This window comes from Thiomonas delicata, assembly GCF_900088825.1.
In the GTDB taxonomy this organism is placed as follows: Bacteria; Pseudomonadota; Gammaproteobacteria; order Burkholderiales; family Burkholderiaceae_C; genus Thiomonas_A; species Thiomonas_A delicata.
The window spans coordinates 1,975,290-1,989,953 of the sequence record NZ_LT592170.1; the positions used below are offsets into that span (position 1 = coordinate 1,975,290).

The 14,664-nt window shown below is 66.1% G+C and carries 16 protein-coding genes and 1 tRNA gene; 10 read left to right on the forward strand and 7 right to left on the reverse strand.

The genetic code is table 11. The features are described from left to right. Positions 1 to 33: 33 nt before the first annotated feature. Complete coding sequence (locus tag THIARS_RS18935) at positions 34 to 249, forward strand: hypothetical protein (protein WP_094160479.1); 216 nt, start codon at positions 34 to 36, stop codon at positions 247 to 249. Between the two features lie 190 nt (positions 250 to 439). Here THIARS_RS18935 and rpmG read toward each other — a convergent pair whose 3' ends face one another. From rpmG to THIARS_RS09380, 3 genes are all read right to left on the reverse strand, one after another. Next, entirely contained in the window at positions 440 to 607 is a 168-nt protein-coding gene (gene rpmG, locus THIARS_RS09370) for a 50S ribosomal protein L33 (protein ID WP_094160480.1), read from the reverse strand. 28 nt (positions 608 to 635) lie between these two features. Then, positions 636 to 869, reverse strand: coding sequence for a 50S ribosomal protein L28 (gene rpmB, locus THIARS_RS09375; protein ID WP_094160481.1), 234 nt, complete (start codon positions 867 to 869; stop codon positions 636 to 638). 120 nt (positions 870 to 989) lie between these two features. Next, a complete protein-coding gene (locus tag THIARS_RS09380) occupies positions 990 to 1,841 on the reverse strand; it encodes a symmetrical bis(5'-nucleosyl)-tetraphosphatase (protein ID WP_094160482.1) in 852 nt (283 codons plus the stop codon). A 124-nt stretch (positions 1,842 to 1,965) separates the two neighbouring features. On the opposite strand from THIARS_RS09380, the gene THIARS_RS09385 reads away from it, so the two are divergent. The 3 genes from THIARS_RS09385 to THIARS_RS09395 are packed head-to-tail and all read left to right on the forward strand — an operon-like array spanning position 1,966 to position 5,774. After that, positions 1,966 to 3,342 carry a phosphomannomutase/phosphoglucomutase gene (locus tag THIARS_RS09385; protein WP_094160742.1) on the forward strand — a complete coding sequence of 459 codons (1,377 nt, stop codon included), beginning with the start codon at positions 1,966 to 1,968 and terminating at the stop codon, positions 3,340 to 3,342. Between the two features lie 11 nt (positions 3,343 to 3,353). Continuing rightward, the gene (gene waaC / locus THIARS_RS09390) at positions 3,354 to 4,430 is read left to right on the forward strand and encodes a lipopolysaccharide heptosyltransferase I (RefSeq protein ID WP_094160483.1); all 1,077 of its coding nucleotides are present in this window, start codon (positions 3,354 to 3,356) and stop codon (positions 4,428 to 4,430) included. 12 nt (positions 4,431 to 4,442) lie between these two features. Then, a complete protein-coding gene (locus THIARS_RS09395; RefSeq protein WP_094160484.1) occupies positions 4,443 to 5,774 on the forward strand; it encodes a 3-deoxy-D-manno-octulosonic acid transferase in 1,332 nt (443 codons plus the stop codon). A 67-nt stretch (positions 5,775 to 5,841) separates the two neighbouring features. Here THIARS_RS09395 and THIARS_RS09400 read toward each other — a convergent pair whose 3' ends face one another. Both THIARS_RS09400 and THIARS_RS09405 read right to left on the reverse strand, forming a co-directional pair. After that, entirely contained in the window at positions 5,842 to 6,186 is a 345-nt protein-coding gene (locus tag THIARS_RS09400) for a rhodanese-like domain-containing protein (protein WP_094160485.1), read from the reverse strand. A 10-nt stretch (positions 6,187 to 6,196) separates the two neighbouring features. After that, positions 6,197 to 6,847: a protein-L-isoaspartate O-methyltransferase family protein gene (locus tag THIARS_RS09405; protein ID WP_094160743.1), complete on the reverse strand. Its 651-nt coding sequence runs from the start codon at positions 6,845 to 6,847 to the stop codon at positions 6,197 to 6,199. A 268-nt stretch (positions 6,848 to 7,115) separates the two neighbouring features. On the opposite strand from THIARS_RS09405, the gene THIARS_RS09410 reads away from it, so the two are divergent. Together THIARS_RS09410 and THIARS_RS09415 are read left to right on the forward strand one after the other, a co-directional pair. Next, positions 7,116 to 8,309, forward strand: a complete 1,194-nt coding sequence (locus THIARS_RS09410) for an NRAMP family divalent metal transporter (RefSeq protein ID WP_245845711.1) — start codon at positions 7,116 to 7,118, stop codon at positions 8,307 to 8,309. A 61-nt stretch (positions 8,310 to 8,370) separates the two neighbouring features. Next, positions 8,371 to 9,219: an undecaprenyl-diphosphate phosphatase gene (locus THIARS_RS09415; RefSeq protein WP_094160487.1), complete on the forward strand. Its 849-nt coding sequence runs from the start codon at positions 8,371 to 8,373 to the stop codon at positions 9,217 to 9,219. A gap of 24 nt (positions 9,220 to 9,243) precedes the next feature. Here the strand turns inward: THIARS_RS09415 and trmB are convergent, their stop codons facing one another. Together trmB and THIARS_RS09425 are read right to left on the reverse strand one after the other, a co-directional pair. After that, a complete protein-coding gene (gene trmB, locus THIARS_RS09420) occupies positions 9,244 to 9,975 on the reverse strand; it encodes a tRNA (guanosine(46)-N7)-methyltransferase TrmB (RefSeq protein WP_094160744.1) in 732 nt (243 codons plus the stop codon). A gap of 48 nt (positions 9,976 to 10,023) precedes the next feature. Next, a tRNA-Gly gene (locus THIARS_RS09425) sits at positions 10,024 to 10,097 on the reverse strand. 141 nt (positions 10,098 to 10,238) lie between these two features. Here THIARS_RS09425 and THIARS_RS09430 point away from each other — a divergent pair. The 4 genes from THIARS_RS09430 to THIARS_RS09445 are packed head-to-tail and all read left to right on the forward strand — an operon-like array spanning position 10,239 to position 14,645. Continuing rightward, entirely contained in the window at positions 10,239 to 10,739 is a 501-nt protein-coding gene (locus tag THIARS_RS09430) for a DNA-deoxyinosine glycosylase (protein ID WP_094160488.1), read from the forward strand. 33 nt (positions 10,740 to 10,772) lie between these two features. Continuing rightward, positions 10,773 to 12,599 (forward strand): type IV pilus assembly ATPase TfpB, encoded by a 1,827-nt coding sequence (gene tfpB / locus THIARS_RS09435; RefSeq protein WP_094160489.1) that lies wholly within the window; start codon positions 10,773 to 10,775, stop codon positions 12,597 to 12,599. A gap of 43 nt (positions 12,600 to 12,642) precedes the next feature. Next, entirely contained in the window at positions 12,643 to 13,788 is a 1,146-nt protein-coding gene (locus THIARS_RS09440; RefSeq protein WP_094160490.1) for an MlaE family lipid ABC transporter permease subunit, read from the forward strand. Continuing rightward, positions 13,785 to 14,645, forward strand: a complete 861-nt coding sequence (locus THIARS_RS09445; RefSeq protein ID WP_094160491.1) for an ABC transporter ATP-binding protein — start codon at positions 13,785 to 13,787, stop codon at positions 14,643 to 14,645. The genes THIARS_RS09440 and THIARS_RS09445 overlap by 4 nt, the downstream gene beginning before the upstream one ends. The last annotated feature ends 19 nt before the right edge of the window (positions 14,646 to 14,664 follow it).

The window sequence follows — 14,664 nt, forward strand, 5'->3', positions numbered from 1 at the left end:
CTGTTTGATTCGCCTGACGCTTTGAGGATACAAATGAAAAAGTCCCTTCTGTTGGCTTCCATGATTGCTGCCCTGGCCCTGGCCGCTTGCGGTAAGAAAGAAGAAGCAGCTCCTGCCGCTTCGGCTCCTGCTTCCGCTGCTGCCCCGGCTTCGGCTCCGGCCGCTGCTGCATCCAAGCCGGCTTCCGCTCCCGCGGCCGCCTCGGCGCCTGCTGCTGCATCTGCTCCCGCCAGCGCAGCCAGCAAGTAAGCAATTCGACTCGAGTTTTCGCGTCGAGTAAAAAAGCCAGCGCAAGCTGGCTTTTTTATGGCCTTGCCCGTGCTTGATGGAGCGGGCCAGGGTGCATCGGGTTCAAGCTGAGGCATCAATAAAAAGAGGCCCGCCGTCCATGGACGGCAGGCCTCTTTTTATTGGAAGTCAAACCAAGCAGGAGAAAACCTTACTTGATCTTGCCTTCCTTGTATGCGACGTGCTTGCGCGCAACCGGATCGAACTTCATGATTTCCATCTTTTCCGGTTGGATGCGCTTGTTCTTCGTGGTGGTGTAGAAGTGGCCGGTTCCCGCAGTGGATTCCAGCTTGATCTTTTCACGTCCGCCCTTGGCCATGGTCTCTAGCTCCTGTCCTGTTCAGTGCTCAAACTTCGCCACGGGCGCGCAGGTCGGCCAGCACCGTGTCGATCCCGATCTTGTCGATGAGTCGCAGGGCGGCATTCGAGATGCGCAGACGGACGAAGCGATTCTCGCTTTCGACCCAGATCCTGCGGTATTGCAGGTTGGGCAGGAAGCGACGCTTGGTTTTGTTGTTGGCGTGGGAAACATTGTTGCCCACCATCGGCGCTTTGCCGGTTACTTGACAGACTCGTGCCATGGAGCACTCCACCTAGTTCGATCAAACAAACGAAAAATTATACACGTTGCTCGGACAACTTCCTAGAGCCAGTCTTGTCCCGCGAGGGGCGGGCCTGCGGCGTGGATTCGGCGCCCGGGCTCACCCCAGCATGGGTTCGAGTTGGCGGGGGCATGGGACGCTGTGGACGTCGATCCAGTCTTGCGCGGGGGCAGGCAATGGGACGCCGGTCAGGCTCCCGCCCCAGAGGCAGCCGCTGTCCAGGCACAGCGTGTTGAATGCCCAATGCAAGCCGAGAGTGGACCAGTGGCCGAAAGCGATGGGGATCTCCGCAGTTCGGCGTTCGCGCACCGCAAACCATGGAACGAGTCCGGCCGGCGCCCGGTCGGCTTCCTGCTTGACATGAAAGTCGATGCGTCCCGCGCCGCCGGGGCTGACGTCGATGTAGCGCATGCGTGTCAAGGCGTTGATGACGATGCGCCAGCGTTCAGGCCCCTGCAGGGCGTCGTGCCAACGGTCGGGCTGGTTGCCGAACACGTCACGCAAAAACCCGGTGAGGTTGTTTCCTCGCAATTGCGTTTGCACCTCGCGTGCGAGCTCCAGGGTTTGCTCGCCGGACCATTGCGGAAGGACGCCGGCATGAACAAGCAACCAGCCTTGCTCGAAGAGGGCGAGCGGACGGTGTCGCACCCAGTCCAGCAGGGCATCGCGATCGGGTGCCTGGAGTATGGTGTCCAGGGTATCGCTGCGATGAGCCTTGCGTATGCCCTGGGCGACGGCGAGGAGGTGCAGGTCATGGTTGCCGAGCAGGCATTCGGCGGCTTTGCCCAGCGCCATGAGCCGGCGGAGTACCGGCAGTGAGCCAGGACCTCGGTTGACGGCGTCGCCCAGCACGATGAGGCGGTCGTGCGCCGCATCGAAGCCCATGGTGTCGAGCAGGCGAGTGAAGGCGTCGTCGCAGCCTTGCAGGTCTCCGATCAGGTAGGTCGTCATAGCTTCCTAGAATAGCTGGGGATTTCCCGAAGCATGCGCGACCGTCCTGCTGCAGACAGTCTTTGTCGGTTTTTTGCGGCCGCGCATGCCCGTTCAACGCATCACCCATTCCCGGAACAAGCACATGGCTCAACTCGATCCCACATTGTTCAAGGCTTACGACATTCGCGGCATCGTCGGACGCAACCTGACGGAGCCTGCCTGCGAGCACATCGGCCGCGCCTATGCCACGCTGGCGCGGGAGCAGGGGCAGCGTGCGGTCTACGTCAGTCGCGATGGCCGTCTTTCGGGTGCGGCGCTTGGGCGCGCGCTCATCACGGGCCTTCGGGCTGGCGGCCTGGACGTGATCGATCTGGGCATGAATGCCACCCCCATGCTGTACTACGCCTGCGCGACCAGCGACGTGCCCAATGGCATCCAGATCACCGGTAGCCACAACCCTCCCGATTACAACGGTCTGAAAATGGTGCTGGGTGGCGATGCCCTGCACGGAGAGGGCATCACCCGCTTGCGCGACATCACCCTCTCCGAGCGGTATGCAAGCGGGGCCGGCAGCTTGCGCGAGGACAGCGTGGTGGAGGCCTACCTGCGGCGCATCGTCGAGGATGTCAAGCTCGCCCGCCCGATGAAGGTGGTGGTGGATTGTGGCAACGGCGTGGCCGGGGCGTTCGCACCGCGACTGATGCGCATGCTGGGTTGCGAGGTCGTCGAACTGTTCTGCGAGGTCGACGGCAGCTTTCCGAATCATCATCCCGATCCAGCCGACCCGCACAATCTGGAAGACCTCAAGCGCGCGTTGCGTGACACCGATGCCGAAATCGGCCTGGCCTTCGACGGCGACGGTGACAGGCTGGGCGTGGTCACCAAGCATGGCCATGTCATCTGGCCGGATCGTCAACTGATGCTCTACGTGGCCGACGTGCTCACCCGCCATCCCGGAGCGCCCATCATCTTCGACGTGAAGTGCACAGCCAACCTCGGTCCCTGGATTCGCAAGCACGGCGGCGAACCCATGATGTGGCGCACCGGGCATTCGCTCATCAAGGCACGCATGAAGGAGGTGGATGCGCCGCTGGCGGGCGAGATGAGCGGGCACATCTTTTTCAAGGACCGCTGGTATGGCTTCGACGATGCCCAGTACGGTGCTGCGCGCATGCTGGAACTGCTCTCGCGCGTCGACGATCCGGAGTCGCACCTGATGGCCTTGCCGGATTCCGTATCGACTCCCGAGCTCAAGCTCGATACCGCCGAGGGGGCGAACTTCGCGTTGTGCGAGCGTCTGCAGCGCGAGGCGAAGTTCCCAGGAGCGGTGCAGCTGCACACCATGGATGGCGTGCGCGCCGAATACCCGGATGGCTTCGGACTGGCGCGCGCGTCGAACACCACGCCATGCGTGGTCTTGCGCTTCGAAGGCCAAAATGCCGAGGCTCTGGCGCGCATCCAGGGCGAGTTCCGCGCTGCGCTGCATGCGCTCGATCCGGCACTGAAGCTTCCGTTCTGAGTCACCCGGTGATGCGCGTGCTGCTGGTCAAGACCAGCTCGATGGGCGATATCGTCCATGCCCTGCCGGTGGTCGCGGACATCCATGCCGCATATCCGGAGGCCCGGATCGACTGGTTGGTTGAAGAGGCCTACGCGCCCCTGGTGCAAGCGCACCCAGGGGTCGAGCGCGTGATTCCGCTGGCGCTGCGGCGGTGGCGCAAGCATTTGCGGCAGGCCGAAACCCGTCAGCAGTGGGCTGACTTGGTCCGCAGCCTGCGCGTTCATGCCTTCGACGCCGTCATCGATCTGCAGGGTCTGGTGAAAAGCGCCGTCATCGCCCGCTTGGCGCGCGGCCCGCATATCGGTCTGTCCTGGGCTTCGTCGCGAGAGGCGTTGGCGCCTTTGTTCTACGACCGTCGCATGAAGACCCCGCTGCGCAGAACCGAGGCCGCCGTGCAGCGCTATCGAGAACTGGCGGCATGGGCGTTGGACTACACGCCGTCCGGACCCCCGCGCTTTGGCTTGAAGGTCCAGGCCCAGCGGCCGGTCTGGCTCCCTGCCGCGGCGTCGCGGCCCTTTGCGGTGCTGCTTTCGGCGACCGCCAAGCCGCGCAAGCTCTGGGCGGAAGATTGCTGGACCCAGTTGGCCGGTTGGCTGTGGACGCGCGGGATCGCCAGCGTCTTTGCCTGGGGCAACGCTGCCGAGCTCGAACGTGCCGAGCGCCTATCCGCGTCGGTCAACGGCGCGTATCCGTCGGACGCGGTCGATCGCCCCGCAAGGCCTGCGCCGGAAGCGTTCGGACTGGATGTCTGGATGCAGGTTCTGGCGGCGGCGGATCTGGTGGTGGGCGTGGATACGGGTCTTTTGTATCTTGGCGCCGCGGTCGGCACGCCCGCCGTGGCGATCTATTCCGGCTCCTCGCCGCACAGCGTCGAATTCCAATCCGCCGGACCTTGGCGCAGCCTGGGTGACGCCGGGCGCCCGCCCGCGGTTCAGGATGTGCTCGCGGCCGTCGAGGATGTGCTCGCACCGCGCTGGCGCGAAGCCAGCTCATTGCCCGCGTCGGTTCCCGCCGATTGCGGCATGGGCCTGGGCGAAAGCCCCTGAAGCCGCTCGGCAATGTCGTCCGCGATTGACGGTTCGGAGCGGCGCGTGCGGCCCCGCGTTTTGCGCATCTACACATGGGTCTGGCGTTTGCTGGCGCCCATGGCCGTGTTGCGCCTGCTTTGGCGCTCGCGCCGCGAGCCGCTGTATCGCGCCCATCTGGCCGAGCGTTTCGGCTGGTATGGGCAAAGGCAGGCGGAGCCGGCGCGGTCGCTGCCCACGGTGTGGCTGCATGCGGTCTCGCTCGGCGAGACCCGTGCCGCCGAACCGCTGGTCGAGGCGTTGCGCATGGCGCATCCCCGGATGCGCCTGCTGCTCACGCACATGACGGCGACCGGACGCGAGGCGGGACGAGCCTTGCTGCGCGATGGCGACATGCAACTCTGGCTGCCTTACGACATCCCTGGTCCGCTGCGGCGCTTTCTGCGGCGCATGCGGCCCGACGTCGGGGTCTTGATGGAAACGGAAGTCTGGCCGAACTTGGCACAGGCTTGTGCGGGGGAAGGCGTGCCGCTGCTGTTGGCCAACGCGCGTTTGTCGGCTCGAAGTTCCACGCGCTGGACGCGCTGGCCGAGCCTGGCGCAGTCGGCGTACGGCGCCCTCACCGCAGCGGCGGCGCAGACGCAGGACGATGCTGCCCGCTTGCGTGAGTTGGGTTTGCGCGAGGTGTCCGTGCTGGGCAACATCAAATTCGATCGCGGCTCCAACGGCGCACTGCATGCGCTGGGCGAGGAATGGCGGCGCAAGGCAGGGCGCCCTGTGCTGTTGTTAGCCTCGACCCGCGAGCATCAAGGGGTGGCGGAAGAGGCGCTATTGCTCGATGCCATGCCGGAGAATGTGCTGCCGCGCGCCTTGCTCGTGGTGGTGCCGCGGCATCCGCAGCGCATGGAGGAAGTCGGCCGCCTGTTGCAGGCGCGCGGATTGCGCGTCACCAAGCGCAGCGAGGCCCCGGCGGATGCGCAGACGCAGGTCTGGCTCGGTGACAGTCTGGGCGAAATGCCGGCTTATTACGCCATGGCCCTTGCCGCCTTCGTCGGCGGCAGCCTGTTGCCGCTGGGGGGGCAAAACCTGATCGAGGCCAGTGCCGAGGGCTGCCCCGTGGTGATGGGGCCGCATGTGTTCAATTTTGCCCAGGCCGTTGAACAAGGCGTCGCCGCCGGTGCCATGGTGCAGGCGGCCGATGCGCGGGAGGTCTGGACGCGCTTGCTGGCCTGGCTGGACGATCCGCAGAGCCGCCGCGGTGCGGCGCAGGCGGCACTGCGGTTCAGCGCCGAGCACAGAGGCGCGGCCAAGGCGCAGGCGGCGTGGATCGGTCGTTATCTACCGCCCGGCATGCCACCGTCCTGAATCCGTGCGGATTGCGGCAGGGACGACGCTTGGCGCGGATTCGGGCGGTGCTGCGCGAACCGCGCAATCAATAAGTGGGAACCGACGGATCGATTTCGCGCGACCACGCGGTGATGCCGCCCTGCAGGTTGTAGATGCTCGGGAAGCCGTTTTGCGCCAAGTAGTTCGCAACCTGCATGCTGCGCCCGCCGGTCCTGCACATCACGAGGATGTTCTTGGCCTTGTCCAATTCCTGATGGCGCAGCGGGACGGTGGCCATGGGGATGTGGGTGTGCCGGAACTTGGGGTGTTTGATCGAGGCGCGCTCCAGCTCCCAGGGTTCGCGCACGTCGATGACCTGCCAGTTCGCCAGTTGCTCGGGTTGTTCGTCGAGCAGCGCGGACAGTTCGCTCACGGACAATTGCTGAATCATGTGTGGATCCTCAGAAACGGAAACGGGGTGTATCGGGAAAGCCATGCAGCCGCGGGGCCATGGTGTCGAACAAGTCCACCGCGGTGGACTCCTGCGCACTGGTGCGCGTGAGCAGCTGCGCGCGCATCATCGGCGCATCGCCGACGATGGCGCACATCCGGCCTCCCGGCTTGAGCTTGGCCAGCAGGGCATCTGGAATCTGCGCCACGGAACCTGACAGCATGATGGCGTCGAACTCGCCCGCGGGCAGTTCCTTGGACGCATCAAGGCAGCGTACGGTGGCATTCGTCACGCCGGCGTGACGCAGTTTTTGCTGCGCCGACTCGGCCAGTTCGGGATGGATTTCGAGGCTCAGCACATGCGCGGCGCGGTGCCCGAGCAACGCCGCGACATAGCCGCTTCCCGTTCCGATCTCGAGCACCCATTCATGTTTGCGCACGGCCAGTTCCTGCAGCATGCGTGCTTCCAGCTTGGGCGAGAGCATGATTTCGCCGCAGGCCAGCGGAATTTCCATATCGGTGAAAGCCAGGCTGCGATAGGCCGGCGGCACGAAATCCTCGCGCTTGACGGCACCCAGAAGATCCAGCACGTCCTGGTCCAAGACGTCCCAGGGGCGGATCTGCTGCTCGATCATGTTGAAACGGGCTCGTTCGAAGTCCATGGCATCCGGTTTCCGTTGAAAAACGGTCATTTTAGAGGGGTCGAAAATATCCGGCGCCGCAACCTTGTCGGCCTGGGGCCGGGTGATCTTCGGCGCGCGACCCGGCTCGACTCGGGTAACGGGAGGTAAGGGCGCTGCAATCACAATCAAGAACGATTATCATTAATCAAAATTTCCGCCCACGCAAAAATATCACGCTTCGTCTATGAGTCTGCGCATCTCCACCGCTGTACCAACGCAGCCACCTCTCGTGCGCTGGAAAATTTTCATGGCTGTGCTTGGGCCGGGTCTGGTGGTGATGCTGGCCGATACCGACGTGGGCAGTGTGCTCACCGCGGCGCAAAGCGGTGCGCAGTGGGGCTACCAGCTGCTGAGCCTGCAATTGCTGCTGATCCCCATCCTGTACGTGGTGCAGGAACTCACGGTCCGTCTGGGCATTTTCACCGGCAAGGGGCATGGCGAACTGATTCGTGAAACCTTTGGCCCGGCCTGGGCCTGGGTTTCCGTGGCGGGGCTGGCCGTGGCCACCATCGGCGCCTTGCTCACCGAGTTTTCCGGGGTGGCCGGTGTCGGGGAGTTGTTCGGTGTGCCGCGAATCTGGAGTCTGGCGCTGGCTGCCGCTTTCCTGCTCATCGTCGTGTGGACGGGCAGCTACCGCCGCGTCGAGCGCGTGGCCATTGCGCTGGGTTTGTTCGAATTGGTCTTCGTCTGGGTGGCGCTGAAGGCGCCGGTCCAGATGCATCAGTTGGCGGCGGGGCTGAGCCATGTCCCGGTACACGAGACCGGCTTTTGGTATCTGGTGGCGGCCAATATCGGCGCCGTCATCATGCCGTGGATGGTGTTCTACCAACAGTCCGCCGTGGCGGATAAGGGCCTGCAGCCCGAGCAATATATTGCCGCACGCTGGGATACGGCGCTTGGCGCCATCCTGACCCAGGTGGTCATGGCCGCGGTCTTGCTGTTGACCGCCGCGACGCTGTGGTCCGGACACCTCAGTCCGCCGCTGAATACCGTGGGGCAGGTGGCGCAGGCCTTGACCCCTTTTCTTGGCGTGGGCCTGGGGCACACCCTGTTTGGTCTCGGCATTCTGGGTGCGGCGATGGTGGCAGCCATCGTCGTGACGCTCGCCGCGGCCTGGGGGTTCGGCGAGGTGACCGGCTACAAGCATTCCCTCGAATATCACCCCTTCGAGGCACCATGGTTCTACATCGTGTTCACGATCGGCGTGGTGGGCGGTGCGCTGATCGTCGCCCTGGCCCCGGACTTGGTGGCGCTGTCCGTCGGCGTCGAGGTCATGAATGCACTCATGCTGCCCGTGGTGCTGGGTTTTCTCGTGGCGTTGGCGGTGAAGGCCCTGCCTTCGGAACACCGCCTGCGCGGTGCGTATCTCTGGATCGTCCTGGGGGTCGTGACCTTGACGTCCGCGCTCGGCGTCTATGGCGGACTGAGCGGGGCGTTCTGAGCGCCGATGACGGCGCGTCATGCACGGGCCGCCATAATGCGGACTTTTGCCGCCAATCCGCATGGACACGCACACCGCATTCATCGCCGCCATCCTCGGCTTGGTCGAGGGACTGACCGAATTTCTGCCGATCTCCTCCACCGGCCATCTCATCCTCGCGGGCAGTCTGTTGGGCTGGGTCAACGACAAGGCCAAGGTTTTCGAAATCGCGATCCAGAGCGGAGCGATCCTGGCGGTCATCTGGCATTACCGCCGGCGTCTGAATGCGGTGGTGAAGGGCTTGGCCGCGCCGCAGCAGCAGGCGCGCCGCGCCGCATGGCGCTTTGCGTTGAATCTGCTAATCGCCTTTCTTCCGGCGGCGATGCTCGGGCTGGTGTTCGCTTCGCGCATCAAGCAGTATCTGTTCGCCCCGATTCCCGTCGCGGCGGCCTTCATCGTCGGCGGATTGGTGATCCTGTGGGCCGAACGCCGCCCATCCGGCGGGGCGGGCGGGATTCGCATCGAGAGCGTGGATGCGATGCGCCCGCTGGATGCGTTGAAGGTGGGTTTGGCGCAAAGCTTCGCGTTGATTCCGGGCACCAGCAGGTCGGGGGCCACCATCATCGGCGGCATGCTGTTCGGCCTCAGCCGTATCGCGGCCACCGAGTTTTCATTCTTCCTCGCCATTCCCACCTTGCTCGCCGCCACCTGCTATGACTTGCTCAAGCATCGCGCATTGTTCAGCGCGGCCGACTTGCCGGCGTTCGCGCTGGGCATGGGGGTGTCTTTCGCGTCGGCCTTGGTGGTGGTGCGTTGGCTGCTGCGTTACGTCGGAGGGCACAGCTTCGTGCCTTTTGCCTGGTATCGCCTCGCGTTCGGTGCGCTGGTGTTGGTCACCGCGCGCATGGGCTGGGTGCAATGGGCGAGTTGAGGCGCCTGTAGACGAACCGTGGCTTCAGGCCGGCTCGCCGCGCCGCTCGAATACCAGATCCCACACGCCGTGGCCCAGGCGCAGGCCGCGCTGCTCGAACTTGCTCAAGGGGCGCCAGGCCGGCCGCGGCGCATAGTTTTCGGCCGTATTGCGCAGCAGGGGGTGGCTTGAAAGCACGTCCAGCATGTGTGCGGCGTAGGGTTCCCAGTCCGTGGCGCAGTGCAGGATGCCGCCGGCGCCAAGGCGGCTGGCCGCCAAATCGGCGAAACCGGGCTGAATCAGGCGCCGCTTGTGATGGCGCTTCTTGTGCCAGGGGTCCGGAAAGTAGACGTGAAGGCCGGCCAGCGAGACCGGCGCCACCATGTCGCGCAGCACTTCGACCGCGTCGTGCTGGATGATGCGCAGATTGCGCAGCTCCAGGGCTTCGATGCGCAACAGCAGCGCGCCGACCCCCGGTGTATGGACCTCCACGCCGATGAAATCCTTGTCCGGATGCTCCTGCGCGATCCGCGCCGTGGCCTCTCCCATGCCGAATCCGATTTCCAGGACGCGCGGTGCCCGGCGGCCGAACAGCGCATCCCAGTCGGCGGGTGCCGGCGCGTAAGGCGCCACGAAACGCGGGCCCAGTTCGGCAAGCGCGCGCGCCTGGCCTGTGGTGGTGCGCCCGGTTCGCAGCACGAAGCTGCGGATGCCGCGTGTGAGCGGCCGGTCTTGCGCGGCGGTGCCGTCTGGGTCGGGGATGGGGGGCGGATGCATGACCGACGTAAAAAAACCGGCTTGGCCGGTCATCGCTGCGAAGGGAAGTGGAGCGGGCGATGGGAATCGAACCCACGCTATCTGCTTGGGAAGCAGAAGTTCTACCATTGAACTACGCCCGCGAAGACCTGCAATTATAGGCAGGCGGCGTGTACGGCCGTCTGCCGGGCTGGCGATGCTGGTCGGCGCGCAGCCGTGCTTGAGCGGCCTCTCTCGCGGTTTCCCATCACCTTCCAGCGCGCCCGAAGACGCCTTTGCTTCGCATGCCTCCTCCTCGATTGCAGGGCCTGCCTCCCGTGGCGGGGCCATGGACCCGGCTGCTGGTGCTGGGCAGTTTCCCGAGCCGGGCCTCGCTGCAGGCGCAGCAGTACTACGCGCATCCGCGCAACCAGTTCTGGCCGCTGCTCTCGGCCTTGTTCGAGATGGACTTGGTGGCCTTGCCCTATGCCGACCGCCTGGCGGCCGTGTGCGAGCGCGGACTGGGCATCTGGGACGTCTACGCGGCTTGCGAGCGCGAGGGCAGTCTGGACGCGGCGATCACCGACGCCCGGCCCAATGATCTGCGCGGTCTGGTGGCGGGCTTGCCGCAACTGCGGGCGATCGCGCACAACGGGGGCGAGTCCGCGCGCTTGATGCGCTTGACCGCCGGCCTGGTTCCCGACAGTTACCGCCTGCCGTCCACCAGCCCGGCGAATGCTTCATGGAGTTTCGCGCGCAAGCTTGAGGTGTGGCGCGAGGTGTTCGCGCGCCACGCCCTGATCTGACACCGGGGAACATGCTGCATCTACACTCACCGCATGCAAGCATCCCGATCCGCTCCAGCGAACCTTGACGCGCCGCAGGGCAAGAAGGCGCCGCGTCCGACGTCTGGCGCGCTGGACTGGCGGGATGTGCTGCACTGGTTGCACGAAGATGGCCTGATCGACGATGCCGGCTTGCGCCAGGGCCTGGACCGCTGCGGTCACGCCAGTGCGCGCCTGCATGTCCTGCACAAGGTGGCCAACGCCGGGCTGACGCGCCCGGCCGACGCGAAGATGCTGGACCTCGACACGCTCACCGCTTGGCTGGCCAAGCGCGCCGCCTTGCCGCACCTGCGCATCGATCCGCTGAAGGTGGACATCGGCAAGATCGGCGATCTGGTCTCGCTGAGCTACGCGGAGCGTCATCGCATTCTGCCGGTCGCCGCCGACGCGGATGGTGTGACCATCGCCACGGCCGAGCCCTTCGACCTGTCCTGGAAGGCGGAGCTCGAGCGCATGCTGCGCCGACCCATCCATCTGGTCGTGGCCAACCCGGTGGACATCGCGCGCTATACCACCGAGTTCTTCAACCTTGCGCGTTCGGTGCGTCAGGCGCAGAAGAACGGCGCCGCATCCGGCATGACCGGGGTCAACCAGTTCGAGCAACTGGTCGAACTGGGCAAGAGCGGCCGCGCGCTGGACGCCAACGACGCCGGCGTGGTGCAGGTGGTGGACTGGCTGTGGCAGTATGCCTTCGAGCAGCGCGCCTCGGACATTCATCTCGAACCCCGGCGCGAACTGGGCGTGATCCGCTTTCGCATCGACGGCGTGCTGCAGACCGTCTACCAGGTGCCGCCCTCGGTGTTGAACGCGATGACCAGCCGCATCAAGCTGCTGGGGCGGATGGACGTGGTGGAAAAGCGCCGCCCGCAGGACGGGCGCATCAAGACGCGCCGGCCAGCCGGCGACGAGGTGGAACTGCGTCTGTCCACCCTGCCGACGGCCTTTGGCGAGAAACTGGTGATGCGCATCTTCGACCCCGACGTCGTGGTGCGCGACATGGCCGCGCTCGGCTTCCCGGCGACCGAGGCCGCGCGCTGGAAAGAACTCACCAGCCGGCCGCACGGCATCGTGCTGGTCACGGGGCCGACGGGAAGCGGCAAGACCACCACGCTGTACTCCACGCTCAAGCGCCTGGCCACCGACGAGGTGAACGTATGCACGGTGGAAGACCCCATCGAGATGGTCGAGCCGGCCTTCAACCAGATGCAGGTGCAGGCCGGCATCGACATCGGTTTCGCCGAGGGCCTGCGGGCGCTGATGCGCCAGGACCCTGACATCATCATGGTGGGCGAGATCCGCGATCGCGAGACCGCCGACATGGCGGTACAGGCCGCGCTCACCGGCCACCTTGTGCTGTCCACCCTGCACACCAACGACGCCCCGGGCAGCATCGCGCGTCTGCTGGAGTTGGGCGTGGCGCCCTATCTGGTGAGCGCCACGCTGCTCGGCGTGCTGGCGCAGCGCCTGGTGCGCACGCTTTGCCCGCATTGCAAGCAGCCTGACGACGCCTTTGACCAGGCCACGTTCGAACAGGCGGTGGCGCCCTGGAAACCCAGCACGCGGGTCGTGCCGTTCAAGCCGATGGGCTGCCTGGAGTGCCGCAACACCGGCTACCTGGGTCGTATCGGCCTGTACGAACTCTTGGTGTTGAGCCCGGCCATGCGCGCCCTGGTGGCGGCCAACGCGCCCTTGGACGCCTTGCGCCAGCAGGCGGTCAAGGACGGCATGCGGCCGCTGCGCCTGGCCGGTGCGATGAAAGTGGCCGAAGGCAGCACCACGCTCGACGAGGTGCTGCACGCCACGCCCGCAGCGCAAGGCTGAGAGCGGCCGCGCGGCATCTTGCCGAACTCACGTGCGGGACACCATGCCAGACTCAGCCTCACCGACCGAGACGCAGTCCGCCCGCGTACAGTGGCTGGCCGACGGCGACGCGCCGGGTGTCGGGCATTTGCAGTTGGCGGGGAATTGGACCGTCCAGGGCCTGGACCCGGCACCGCGCCTGCAGCTTCCCGCCGGGTGCAAGACGCTGCGCCTGAGCGCGAGCGACTGGCAGCTCGACACCGCCGGTGCGCTGGTGCTGGCGCGCAGTCTGCAGGTGTGGATCGAGGCTGGCGTGGAGATCGATCGTGCCGGGCTGGCGGCGCCGCAGAACCAGTTGCTCGACCTCGTGCGCGAACGCATGGCGCAAGCGCCGCGGCGTCCGCCCCAGGCGCATGCCGGCCTGCTCGGCGACCTCGGCCGCGCCGGCGTCGCGGCTTGGCGCGAGGGGCGCGAATTCCTCGCCTTCGTCGGGGAACTGGGCTGGCGCGGGCTTCCGCTGCTGGCCAGATTCTGGCGCATCCGCTGGCGCGAGGTGGTGGCCGAAATCGACGCGGCGGGCATTCGCGCCCTTGGCATCATCGGCCTGCTGTCCTTCCTGATCGGCATGGTCATGGCCTACCAGGGCGGCGCCACACTGGCGACCTACGGCGCCAACATCCTGATCGTGAACCTGGTGGCCATCATCACCTTGCGCGAACTCGGGCCGCTGCTTGCCGCCATCCTCGTGGCGGGGCGCACCGGTTCCTCGTATACCGCACAGCTCGGCACCATGCGCATCACCGAGGAGATCGACGCCCTGCGCGCGCTGGGCCTGTCGCCCTTCGACGTGCTGGTGTTTCCCAAGGTCCTGGCGCTGGTCATCACCCTGCCGCTGCTGTCGCTGTTCGCCGATGTGATGGGGCTGGCGGGCGGCGGCGTGGTGGCGTCGATGGGCTATGGCGTGCCCTGGAGCGAATACATCAGCCGCATTCCGCAGGTTGTCACGGCCCAGACCCTGGCGCTGGGGCTGGTGAAGGCGCCGGTGTTCGCCGCGATCATCGCGCTGGTGGGCTGCATGCAGGGCATGCGCGTGTCCGGCAGCGCCGCGGCGGTAGGCCGCGCCACCACGGTCAGCGTGGTGCAGGCCATCTTCCTGGTGATCGTGATCGACGCCGGGTTTTCCATTCTCTACAACCTGCTCGGGCTATGAGCGCGACGACGGGGCATCGGCGCGAGCGCGTCGAAGCGAGCCGGGCCGGGTTGCAAGGCCATGCCGACGCAAGCGACGTGATCGATGCGCGCGGTATCGTCAACCGCTTCGGCGACGTGGTCGTGCACGACGGCCTCGACCTGCGTGTTCCGCGCGGCTGCATCATGGCCCTGGTCGGCGGTTCCGGCACCGGCAAGACCGTGCTGCTGCGCACGCTCATCCTGCTGCGCGAGCCGCAGGCGGGCCGACTCGCCTTGTTCGGGCAGGACGCGCGCGCGGCGCATGGGCCGGTGCGCGAGCGCCTGCGCCAGCGCATCGGCGTGCTGTTCCAGGGCGGGGCCTTGTTCACCGGGCTCACGGTGCTGGAGAATGTGTTGCTGCCGCTGCGCGAGCACGGCGCGGTGGAGCGCGCGCTCCTGGCCGACATCGGCATGCTGAAAATCCGTTTGGCCGGCTTGCCGGCGGATGCCGCGCACAAGTATCCGGCGGAGCTTTCCGGTGGCATGGTCAAGCGCGCTGCGCTGGCTCGCGCGCTGGCGCTCGACCCCGAACTTCTGGTGCTGGACGAGCCGACCTCGGGGCTGGATCCTATCGGCGCCGCCGCGTTCGACGATCTCGTGCGCGAGTTGCGCGAGTTGCTGGGGCTGACCATCCTGCAGGCCACGCACGACCTCGACTCGATCTGGCACGGCAGCGACATGGTGGCCTTTCTCGCGCGCAAGAAGGTGCTGGCGCTGGGAACGGCGGCCGAATTGGCGCAGCGGGACGAACCCGAACTCGCGGCTTATTTCCGGCAGGGGCGTTCGCTGGTCTTTGCGCAGCAGGCGCACGCCACGCAGATCAAGGGGACATCATGAACAAGACGAAACGCCGCTC